Origin of the sequence: Azospirillum sp. (assembly GCF_035627195.1) — a bacterium.
In the GTDB taxonomy this organism is placed as follows: domain Bacteria; phylum Pseudomonadota; class Alphaproteobacteria; order Azospirillales; family Azospirillaceae; genus Azospirillum.
This window is the reverse complement of the sequence record NZ_DASPMG010000286.1, coordinates 1-10,484: the sequence shown is the minus strand read 5'-3', so window position 1 is coordinate 10,484 and position 10,484 is coordinate 1. Positions and strand designations below refer to the sequence as shown.

Annotated in this window: 9 protein-coding genes; 6 read left to right on the top strand and 3 right to left on the bottom strand. The window is 72.4% G+C overall.

Features of this window, described 5'->3' with window-relative positions; genetic code table 11:
- The 5 genes from VED21_RS26230 to VED21_RS26210 form a co-directional block, all read left to right on the top strand.
- Positions 1 to 723, top strand: a 723-nt coding sequence (locus VED21_RS26230; RefSeq protein WP_324887609.1) for an ATP-binding protein, incomplete at its 5' end; no start/stop codon positions are given.
- A 109-nt stretch (positions 724 to 832) separates the two neighbouring features.
- Positions 833 to 1,840: a calcium-binding protein gene (locus VED21_RS26225; RefSeq protein ID WP_324887607.1), complete on the top strand. Its 1,008-nt coding sequence runs from the start codon at positions 833 to 835 to the stop codon at positions 1,838 to 1,840.
- A gap of 72 nt (positions 1,841 to 1,912) precedes the next feature.
- On the top strand, positions 1,913 to 3,580 hold the full coding sequence (locus VED21_RS26220) for a type I secretion system permease/ATPase (protein ID WP_324887605.1): 1,668 nt from the start codon (positions 1,913 to 1,915) through the stop codon (positions 3,578 to 3,580).
- Positions 3,577 to 4,881 (top strand): HlyD family type I secretion periplasmic adaptor subunit, encoded by a 1,305-nt coding sequence (locus VED21_RS26215; protein ID WP_324887603.1) that lies wholly within the window; start codon positions 3,577 to 3,579, stop codon positions 4,879 to 4,881. The genes VED21_RS26220 and VED21_RS26215 overlap by 4 nt, the downstream gene beginning before the upstream one ends.
- A gap of 103 nt (positions 4,882 to 4,984) precedes the next feature.
- A complete protein-coding gene (locus VED21_RS26210) occupies positions 4,985 to 5,461 on the top strand; it encodes a GFA family protein (RefSeq protein WP_324887601.1) in 477 nt (158 codons plus the stop codon).
- A gap of 12 nt (positions 5,462 to 5,473) precedes the next feature.
- On the opposite strand, the gene VED21_RS26205 is transcribed toward VED21_RS26210, so the two are convergent.
- Complete coding sequence (locus VED21_RS26205) at positions 5,474 to 6,097, bottom strand: UbiX family flavin prenyltransferase (RefSeq protein ID WP_324887599.1); 624 nt, start codon at positions 6,095 to 6,097, stop codon at positions 5,474 to 5,476.
- The gene (locus VED21_RS26200; protein ID WP_324887597.1) at positions 6,094 to 7,497 is read right to left on the bottom strand and encodes a UbiD family decarboxylase; all 1,404 of its coding nucleotides are present in this window, start codon (positions 7,495 to 7,497) and stop codon (positions 6,094 to 6,096) included. The genes VED21_RS26205 and VED21_RS26200 overlap by 4 nt, the downstream gene beginning before the upstream one ends.
- Before the next feature lie 113 nt (positions 7,498 to 7,610).
- Between VED21_RS26200 and VED21_RS26195 the strand changes: the two genes are divergently transcribed.
- Positions 7,611 to 8,585, top strand: coding sequence for a LysR family transcriptional regulator (locus VED21_RS26195; protein WP_324887595.1), 975 nt, complete (start codon positions 7,611 to 7,613; stop codon positions 8,583 to 8,585).
- Between the two features lie 184 nt (positions 8,586 to 8,769).
- Here VED21_RS26195 and VED21_RS26190 read toward each other — a convergent pair.
- Positions 8,770 to 10,484: methyl-accepting chemotaxis protein (locus tag VED21_RS26190; RefSeq protein WP_324887593.1), on the bottom strand; the 1,715-nt coding region annotated here is incomplete at its 5' end.

Sequence of the window (10,484 nt, the reverse complement as noted above, 5' to 3'; positions counted from 1 at the left end):
ATGGAGGGGGTGGACGGCCCCCGCCGCCTGGACGTGACGGCGCGCCCGTCGGCGGACGGCGGCTGCATCACCATCGAGGTGACCGACACCGGCCCCGGCCTGCCGCCCGCCCTGCGCGCGCGGGTGTTCGAGCCGTTCTTCACCACCAAGCCGCAGGGTGTCGGCACCGGCCTGGGCCTGTCCATCTGCCACAGCGTGGTGGCGGCGCATGGCGGGCGGATCGAGATCGACGACCGGCCGGGCGGCGGCGCCGTCTTCCGCCTCGTCCTGCCGATGGCGCGCGGCGAGGCGGCCGAACCGCCGCCGCCGGAAGCCCGCCCGGCGCGCGCAGCGGCCGCCCGCATCCTGGTGGTGGACGACGAGCCGGACGTGGCCGGCCTGATGGCCGAGACGCTGACGCTGGACGGCCACCGGATCGACGTTGCCGGCTCCGGCCGCGAGGCGCTGGAACGGCTGGAGGAGGAACGCTACGACCTGCTGCTCAGCGACCTGCGCATGCCCGACCTGGACGGGGCGGCGCTGTTCCGCCATCTGCGCGACCGGGACCCCGCGATGCTCGGCCGGCTGGTGCTGCTGACCGGCGACATCCTGCGCGGCGGCCTCGCCGCCGAGGCGCTGGACGCCGGCATCCCCGTCGTCGAGAAACCCTTCGAGCCCACCCGCCTGCGCGCCGTCGTCGCCGAGCGGCTGGAGGCGGCGAAGGGATCGCCACGCCACACTTGAAACACTTTTCCGCCGCGACACGATCGGCGTGTTACGCACGGACGGCACAGTGCTCCCCGAACACGGCAAGGCAATAGCGCCCCGCCTTCATCCAATCGGGAGAGACACCATGTTCGTCAACGGCACCAGCGGCAATGACGCCAACCTCACGGGCTCCTACGAGTCCGACTACATCAACGGCCATGAAGGGGCGGACAAGCTGTCCGGCCTGGGCGGCCTCGACATGCTGATCGGCGGCACCGGCAACGACACCATCGACGGCGGCAGCGGCTACGACACCACCTCCTACACTTACGCCACCAAGAACGTCATGGTGAACCTGACGACCGGCACCGCGGTCCAGAGCGGCGTGTGGGGCGACACCGACCAGCTGATCTCGGTCGAGAACGTCATCGGCTCGGCGCAGAACGACACGCTGGCCGGCAACCAGGCCATCAACGAGCTGTTCGGCGGCAAGGGCCACGACGTGCTGGAGGGCCTGGGCGGCGACGACAAGCTGTCGGGCGGCGAGGGCTTCGACGAGGCCACCTACGCCGCCTCCGCCCAGGGCATCATCATCGATCTGGCGACCGGCACCGGCCAGGGCGGCGACGCCGAGGGCGACACGCTCTTCTCCATCGAGAAGGTCACCGGATCGAGCCAGATGGACTGGCTGAAGGGCGGGTCCGGCAACGACTTCCTGGCCGGCGGCAACGGCGCCGACGTGCTGTGGGGCCGCGCCGGCCACGACACCATGTTCGGTGGTGCCGGCAACGACACGATGGAAGGCAACGGCGGCGGCGACGTGATGAACGGCGGGGCCGGGGCCGACATCTTCGTCCTCTACCAGGCGGCCGAGAGCACGCCCGACGCCTTCGACTGGATCAGCGACTTCAGCCAGGCGCAGGGCGACAAGATCAGCCTGAACACCATCGACGCCCGCGCGCACACCTCGGGCAACCAGGACTTCAGCTTCATCGGCCAGTCCGGGTTCACGTCGGAAGGGCAGCTCCGCTACCACCACGAGAACGGCAAGACGATCGTCGAGGCCAACCTCGTGGACTACTCGGACGGGGCGGAGATGAAGATCGTGCTGAACGGCACCATCAACCTCACCGCGAACGACTTCTTTCTGTGAGCCTGAGGCGGTGCGGCGGGCGGACAGGGCGAAAAGCCCCCTCCCCCGCCGCACCGTGCCGGAGGAGCCGTGATGCCCCATCCCCCTTCCAATCCCCTTCACGAGGCCCGGCGGCGCTGCCGCCCGGCCGTGCTCGCCGCAGCACTTTACAGCGGCGTCCTCAACCTGCTGACGCTCGCCCTGCCGCTGCACTCCATGCAGGTCATGGACCGCGTGCTGGCCAGCCGCAGCCTCGACACGCTGGCCTTCCTCACGCTGGCGGCGCTGGGCGCCATCCTGCTGGCCGCGGTGCTGGAGGCGGTGCGCGGCCGCGTGCTGGCCCGCGCGGCCGAGTGGTTCGAAGGGGCGCTGGGCGGCGCGGCGTTCTCCCGTGGCGTCGAAGGCGCCCTGGATGGCTGCCCGGACGGCGCGGACGCGCTACGCGACCTCGCCCAGGTGCGCGGCACGCTGGCCGGGCCGGCCATGCTGGCGCTGTTCGACGTGCCGTGGATCCCGGTGTTCCTGATCGCCGTCACCGCGCTGCACCCGCTGTTCGGCGCGCTGGCGCTGGCGGCGACGCTGCTTCTGCTGGGTCTGGCGGTGATCGGCGACATGGCGTCGCGCCGCGCACTGGGCGACGCCGCGCAGCAGGGCCGCGCGCTGACCACCGCCATGGACGCCACGTCGCGCTGCGCCACGGCCGTCGATGCCATGGGCCTGCTGCCGGGGCTGGAGGCGCGCTGGCGCGCCCTGCACCAACGCGTCCTGGCGGCCCAACGGCGCAGCGGCGACCGCGCCGGCCTGCTGCTGGCCGTGGCGCGCTTCGCGCGGCTGGCGGTGCAGGTGCTGGCGTTGTCGCTGGGCGCGTGGCTGGCGCTGCGGCACGAGTTGAGCGGCGGCGCCCTGATGGCCGGCAGCATCATCCTGTCCCGCGCCCTGGCGCCGGTCGACCAAGCGGTGTCGGCATGGCGCCAGTTGGCCGGCGGCCGGCAGGCGCTGGCCCGGCTGGACGCGTGGTTCGCCCGGCCCCGCCGCCGGACCGAGGGCATGGCGATCCCCGACCCCGCCGGCCGTCTGCGGGTGGAGCGGCTGACCTGCGGCTGGCAGGGCTCTGCCCCCCTGCTGAAGGGCGTGAGCCTGGGCGTGGAGCCCGGCGAGGTGGTGGCCGTCGTCGGCCCGTCGGGTGCGGGCAAGAGCACGCTGGCGCGCGCGCTGGCCGGCGTGCTGCGCCCCGCGTCGGGCGCCGTGCGCCTGGACGGGGCGGACCTGTTCGCCTGGCCGCGCGCCGACGTGGGCCGCGTCGTCGGCTACCTGCCGCAGGACGTGGAGCTGCCGGACGGCACGGTGGACGAGCTGATTTCCCGCGGCGCCACCGGATGCGCCGAAGCGGTGGTCGCGGCGGCGCGGCTGGCCGGCTGCCACGACATGATCCTGCGCCTGCCGCAGGGCTACCTGACCCGCATCGGCACCGGCGGCCTGCGCCTGTCCGGTGGCCAGCGCCAGCGCATCGGTCTGGCGCGGGCGCTGTTCGGCGGCCCCCGCCTGATCGTGCTGGACGAGCCGAGCGCACACCTGGACGTCGAAGGCCGCCGCGCCCTGGTCACGGCGCTGGAGCGCCTGCGCCGCGACGGCGCCGCCACCGTGGTGGTGACGCACGACCCAGCGCTGGCCAAGGCCGCCGACCGCGTCCTCGTCCTGGGCGCTGAGCCCGCCGCCTCCAACGCCAACGCCTCCCTTTCCGACCGCAAGGTGACGTCATGAGCGCGATCCTGACCCATCCCGCGACGCCGCCGGTGCGCGGCCCGATCCTCGCCGGCCTGCTCGCCATCGCCCTGACGGCCGCCGCGGGCGGCGCCTGGAGCGCGCTGGCGCCGCTGGACAGCGCCGCGCTGGCCCCGGGCCGCGTGGTGGTCGAGACGCACCGCAAGCCGGTGGCCCACATGGAGGGCGGCATCGTCGCCGCCGTGCTGGCCCGCGACGGCGACCGGGTGCGGGCCGGGCAGGTGCTGCTGCGCCTGGACGGAACCCGCGCCGACGCGGCGCGCGACGCCCTGGTCGTGCAGCGCGACGCGCTGCTGGCGCTGGACGCCCGCCTGACGGCGGAGGGCGAGGGCCTGCCCGACCTGCGGATCGCGCCCGACCTGCAGGCCCGCGCCGCCGACCCGCGCGTCGCCGGCGAGATCGCCGGGCAGCGCTCGATCCTGGACAGCCGGCGCGCGGCGCTGGCCGGCGAGGTGGAGTTGCTGAACCGGCAGGCTACGCGGGCGGAGGCGGAGATCGCCAGCCACCGCGCGCAGATCCGCAGCCTGGACGCCCAGCGCGCGCTGATCGGCGAGGAACTGGAGGGCGTGCGCGCCCTGCACGCCCGCGGACTGGAGCGCAAGCCACGCCTGCTGGCGCTGGAACGGCAGGCGGTGGCGCTGGACGCCGCGCGCAGCGAGCTGGAGGGCCGCATCGCCCAGGCCGAGCAGGCCATCGCCGAGGCGCAATTGCGCATCGTCCAGCGCCGCGAGCAGCGCCTGTCGGAAATCGCCTCCGAACGGCGCGACGCCCGCACCCGTCTGGCCGACATCGACGAACGCCTGCGCGCCGCGGCCGATGTGGCGCGGCGGCACGAGCTTACGGCACCGGTCGACGGCGTCGTCATGGGCCTGACCGCCACGCCCGGCGCGGTGGTGAAGGCGGGCGAGCCGGTGCTGCACGTGATCCCGGTGGCGGACCGTCTGGTGGTCGCCGCGCGCGTCATGGTGACGGACGTGGACGACGTGCGCGTCGGACAGGCCGCGGAGATGCGCTTCTCCGCCTTCTCGGCCCGCCGGGTCCCGCCGGTAGCGGGCAAGGTTCTGTCGCTGTCGGCCGACGCCGTGGTGGATCCGCAGACCGGCGCCAGCCACTACGAGGCGACGGTCGTGCCGGACGACGGCACCGCCCTGCCCGACGGCGCGCTGCTCCAGCCCGGCATGCCGGCCGAGGTCGTCATCGCCACCGGCCGGCGCACGCTCTGGGACTATCTCTCTCAGCCCATCGCCGACAGCTTCCGGCGCGCCATGCGTGAGAAATAACGGCGAGAACGATGAGCGCGCGGACGGCAAAGGTGTACGATGAACCGAAGGCCGCCGGCGCGTGTTCACCACCACACGCCACCACCGGCCGGGGAGAGGAAGGATGCGGCTCGAAGGCTCCTGCCATTGCGGCGCCGTGCGTTTTTCGGTGGAGGCCTATGCGCCCGTGCCGTACTTGCGCTGCTATTGCTCGATCTGCCGCAAGACGGCGGGCGGCGGCGGGTACGCCATCAATCTCGGGGCCAGGGCCGACACGCTGGAGATCCGGGGCGAGGACAACATCACCGTCTTCCACGCGACGGTCGACGGCGAACAGAGCCCGGCCGAGCGCCGGTTCTGCGCGCGCTGCGGCTCGGCGCTCTGGGTGTGGGATCCGCGATGGCCCGACCTCCTCCATCCCTTCGCGAGCGTCATCGACACGCCGCTCCCGGACCCGCCGGCCCATGCGCACATGATGCTGGGTTCCAAGGCCAGCTGGGTCCGCGTCGATGCCGGGCCGGACGACACGCGCCACGACCGCTATCCCCCGGACTCGCTCGAGGAATGGCACCGCGCCCATGGGCTCTCGGGCAAGGGCTGACCAGGGGAAGGCTTACCCGCGCGCCGCCTCGGCGGGCAAGGCGTCCGGGGCGCGCCCGGACCGGCGCGGCTCCTCGCCCCAGCGCTTGAGCGTGCCGGTGTCGAGGTCGAACAGGTCCAGCACGCGCCCCACCGTGTGGTCGATCATGGCGTCCAGGTCGGCCGGCTTCGCATAGAAGGCCGGCACCGGGGGTGCGATGACCGCCCCCATCTCGGCCAGTTGCGTCATGGTGCGCAGATGGCCCAGGTGCAGAGGCGTCTCCCGCACCATCAGCACCAGCCGCCGGCGGTCCTTCAGCACCACGTCGGCGGCCCGGGTCAGCAGCGTGCTGGTCACCCCGTGCGCGATTTCCGACATGCTGCGCATGGAGCACGGCGCCACCACCATGCCCATGGTCTTGAACGAGCCGGACGAGATGGACGCCGCGACGTCGTCGATCCGGTGGGCGACGTCCGCCAGCGTGCGCACATCGGCCACCTTCCAGTCGGTCTCCAGCGCCAGCGTGACCTCGGCCGAGCGGGACATCACCAGATGCGTCTCGACGCCGAGCCGCCGCAGCGTCTCCAGCATGCGGACCCCGTAGACGACGCCGGAGGCGCCGCTGATGCCGACGATGAGGCGCTTGGGCGCGGTCATCGCGATGGCCCTCCCACGACCGGACGCCAGCCGTTGGCGCCGGGGTCCACCACGCGGGCGGGGTCGACGTCCTCCTCGCCCGGCACGCGAATGCGGGTGAAGGTGAAGGGGTCGGAGCCCAGCGGAATGGTCGCGTCGATGCCCATCTTCGCCCCCACCCCCTTGTCGGTGGACGGGTCGAGCTTGGACGCCTGCGTGCGGGGAATGACCACGATGTCGCGGTCGGCCTGACAGCGGGTGGCGACCGCCCATTCCACGTCGTTGGGGTCGTGGATGTCCACGTCCTCGTCCACCACGATCACGTGCTTGACGTCGTAGTGCCCGGCCAGCGCGCCCAGGATGACGTTGCGCGCCTCGCCGGCGTGGCGCTGGTTCAGCGTGACGTACAGATGGTAGCGGCACACCCCGCCCCTGGCCAGATGCACGTCGCGCACGCCGGGGAAACTGCGCTGCAGGTGGTCGAGCAGCGTGGCCTCGCGCGGGATGCCGCCCAGCAGCAGGTGCTCCATGGTCCCGCCGACGATGGTGTGGAAGATGGCGTCGCGGCGGTGCGTCACCGCGTCCACCTGGATGACGTGGCGGTCGGCGCGCTCCCCATAATACTGCGGGAACTCGCCGAACGGCCCCTCCGGTTCGCGCACGGCGGGCAGGATGCGGCCTTCCACGACGATCTCGGCGTTGGCGGGGACGCGCAGGGCGTTGGTCACGCACTTGACCACGTCCAGCGGCCGGCCGTGCAGCGCGCCGGCGATCTCCAGTTCGTCGTGGTCGACCGGCACGATGGCCTGGGAGGCGAGCAGCGACAGCGGGTCGGCGCCGATGACGATGGCGACCTCCAGCGGCTCTCCCGCCTCCTCGGCCATCTGGTGGAACAGGTGCGTGTGGCGCGGCAGGATCAGGATGCCCAGCCTGTCCGGCCCGCTCAGCTGGCAGCGGTTGATGGAGACGTTCTGCACGCCGGTGCGCGGGTTGCGCGTGATGACCAGCCCGGCGGTGATGTAGGGGCCGCTGTCCAGCGCGTTGTGCGTCGGCAGCGGCAGCAGCCGGGCGAGGTCCACCTCGCGGTGCACCACCTCCTGCGCCGGGGCCTGGGCGACCTCCCGCCAGGGGATGGGGTTCGTCGAGGCGTGGCGGAAGCGGCCGAGCACCTCCGCCCCGCTCACCCCCATCGCCTCGGCGATCCACGAGCGGTCGGCCAGCAGGCCGGAGACCACCGGGATGGCGTGCCCGTCCGGCTGCGGGAACAGCGTCGCCTTGGTCCCGTCGAAGCGCTTGGAAATGGCGGCCAGCTCGTGCCGCAGCGCCACGCCCGGCCGGATGACCGCGAGCCGGTCGCGGGCCGCGAGGTGGTCGAGCCAGTCGCGCAAAGTGGTGATCGCCGCCTGCATCGTCGCCGTCATGGGGCGCCCTTCCTGCCGGATTTCGTGAGCCGGAGTATGGAAAGGCGTTTCGATCAGCGCCAATAATGACTGTTAATAAGAGCGATCAGCGCAGCTGATGATGGGGAGGGGCCGTGGACCTGCGGCAGATGCAGTACTTCGTCAGCCTCTACGAGGAAGGCAACGTCACCCGCGCGGCGCGCCGGCTCAACGTCGTGCAGCCGGCGCTGAGCATGCAGATCGCCAAGCTGGAGGCGGAACTGGGTCAGCGGCTGTTCGAGCGCAGCCGCCAAGGCATGGCGCCGACAGCGGCCGGGCGCGTCCTGTTCCGCCACCTGATGCCGATCCTGCGCGACATATCGGCGGCCAGGCAGGCGATGGCGAAGCTGGGCGGCGAGATCTCCGGCCAGATCGCCATCGGGCTGATCACCTCGGTGACGCAGAGCGTGCTGGCCCGGACGCTCGCCACCTTCACCGCCCGCCACCCCAGCGTCGAGGTGAACGTGGCGGAGGGCTACACGGCGACCTTCATGGACTGGGTGGCGTCGGGCCAGCTCGACTTCGCCATCATCAACCAGCCGCGCAAGCGCGTCGGTCTGGTGGCTGAGCCGATCCTGGACGAGGAGATGGTGCTGGTCACCAGCGCCGCGACCGAACTGCCGGTGCCCGCGCCGGTGACGCTGCGCGACGCGGCGCGGCTGAAGCTGGTGGTGCCCTCCAAGCGGCACGGCCTGCGCCAGCTGCTGGACCAGCACGCCGAGGCGGAGGGCATCGACCTGTCCCCGAAGTTCGAGGTGGACGCGCTGGTCCCGCTGTCGGAGATGGTGGCGGCGACGGACTGGGTGACCATCCTGCCGGCGATCGCCGTGCACCGCGGCCTGAACGACGGCCGGCTTCGCGCCTATCCCATCGTCGAGCCGCGCATGGTCCGTACGCTCGCCTGGGTCCACCACCCCCGCCGCCCGCTGAGCCCGGCCGCCAGCAAGTTCATCGAGATCATGACCGAGAACCTGGTGCGGGCGGAGGCCGAGGTGTCGGCCAAGGTGAGCCGCCGCGGAGGAGCTGCGCCGGCTGCGCGGCCGTCGCGGGGAATGAACGGCGGCCGATGACCGGCAAAATGCCCGCCATTTGGCTCTCCACGCCAGCCCGCTTGCTGTAGCCGCTGGTCCTCCGCCACGCCATTCGGCCCGTTTGCGCGACGCTCCGGAGGTGACGATCGCGTCGGGTCGGGAAGGTGTCGTCCGTCTCGTTGAGCACGGCGCCGCCGCGCGGCGGCGCCACAGCCGCGGAACGTCACGCCGCCTTCACCGCCGACAAGAACAATTCCACCTTCGACTTCAGCACGCCCGCTTGGGCGGACAGCGTATCAGCGGCGTCCAGCACTTGGTGCGCGGCGGTGCCGGTGTCGGTCGCGGCGCGATTGACACCGGCGATGTTGGAGGAGACTTCGTGCGTACCTTGGGCCGCCTGCTGAATGTTGCGGGCGATCTCCTGGGTCGCCGCCTGCTGCTCCTCGACGGCGGCGGCGATGGTGCCGGAGACGTCGCCGATCCGGTGGATCGTCGCCATGATGGCGCCGATCGACGACACCGCCCCCTGCGCCTCGCCTTGGATGGAGGTGATCTTGGCCGCGATCTCGTCGGTGGCGCGGGTGGTCTGGTCGGCCAGCGCCTTGACCTCCGCCGCCACCACCGCGAAGCCCTTGCCCATCTCGCCGGCACGTGCCGCCTCGATCGTGGCGTTCAAGGCGAGCAGACGGGTCTGCGAGGCGATCAGCATGATGAGGTCGACGACCTGGGTGATCTCCTCCGACGCCGACGCCAGCCCGCGCATGGATTCGTCGACCTTGCCGGCCTGGGCGACCGCCTCCCCGGCGATGGTGGCGGACTGGGCGACTTGGCGGCTGATCTCCTGCACCGACGCCGCCAGTTCCTCGGTGGCGGTGGCGACCGTCTGCACATTGGCGGACGTCTGCTCCGACGCGGCGGCGACGGCCGTGGACTGGCGCGTCGTCTGTTCGGCGTTGGCGGAAAGCTGGCCGGCGGTCGCCTGCATCTGCAAGGCGGCGGCGGAGACGGAGCCCAGAACGGCGCCGGTGTCGCAGTCGAAGCGGCCGGTCAGCTCCTCGATGGCGCGGGCGCGCTGCTCGCGGGCGGCTTGTTCGGCGCGCTCGCGCTCGGCGGCCTTGCGGGCGGCGACCATCCCGTCCTTGAAGACCAGCACGGCCTGCGCCATCACGCCGACCTCGTCGCGCCGTCCGACCGCCGGGATCGCCGTGCCATAGTTGCCGCCGGCCAGCTGGTTCATCGCCTCGGTCATGGCGGTGAGCGGCCGCACGATGGAGCGGGCGGTCACCAGCACCGCTACGCCGGCGATCAGCAGTCCCAGGACCAGCATGCCGGATTGGATCAGCATCAGCCGGTCGGCGGCGTCGGTCATGCCCTGCGCCTCGCCCTCCAGGGAGCGCCGCTGGCGATCCACGATGCCGTCCACGCTCTTGCCGTCGGCATCCTTTCCGCCGTCCAACAGCGTCTGCAGCCGGGCCGCGCGCGGCAGAGCCTCCTCCGCGAGGATTCGGAGCGCGCGTTCACGCTCGCCCGACAGCGCGGCGGCTTCGGCACGATCCTGCGCCGTGCGCAGGTCGGTCAGCAACGGCTTCGCTTCGGCCCATGCGTGCCTGTTGGCCTCCACCGTCCAGGAGCCGGACAGGCGGTCCAAGTCGGCGCGCAGGCGGTCGATGGCCTCCCAGGCCTCGGCGCGGTCGGCGCGCAGGGCGGGGTTGCCGGTCAGCAGAAAGCCGCGCGTCGCCGCCAGCGAACCCATTAGGTTGGCGTGCATGTTGCTGCTTGCGAGCGCGGTGGGCATGCGCACCTCGGCGATGCTGGTCGCCATTCGCTTGCCGCCGCTCGCCATCAGCAGCGCGGCGCCGACGTTGACCACCAGCAGCGCGATCACCGCAGCGAAGCCAAGCATCAGGCGCCGGCTTATGCGCAGGTCGTTGTACCAAG

Bases quoted from the DNA above. Each gene is read 5' to 3' on its own strand.
- VED21_RS26220 (WP_324887605.1), top strand. From the start codon at position 1,913: ATGCCCCATCCCCCTTCCAATCCCCTTCACGAGGCCCGGCGGCGCTGC.
- VED21_RS26200 (WP_324887597.1), bottom strand. From the start codon at position 7,497: ATGACGGCGACGATGCAGGCGGCGATCACCACTTTGCGCGACTGGCTC.
- VED21_RS26205 (WP_324887599.1), bottom strand. From the start codon at position 6,097: ATGACCGCGCCCAAGCGCCTCATCGTCGGCATCAGCGGCGCCTCCGGC.
- VED21_RS26215 (WP_324887603.1), top strand. From the start codon at position 3,577: ATGAGCGCGATCCTGACCCATCCCGCGACGCCGCCGGTGCGCGGCCCG.
- VED21_RS26210 (WP_324887601.1), top strand. From the start codon at position 4,985: ATGCGGCTCGAAGGCTCCTGCCATTGCGGCGCCGTGCGTTTTTCGGTG.
- VED21_RS26225 (WP_324887607.1), top strand. From the start codon at position 833: ATGTTCGTCAACGGCACCAGCGGCAATGACGCCAACCTCACGGGCTCC.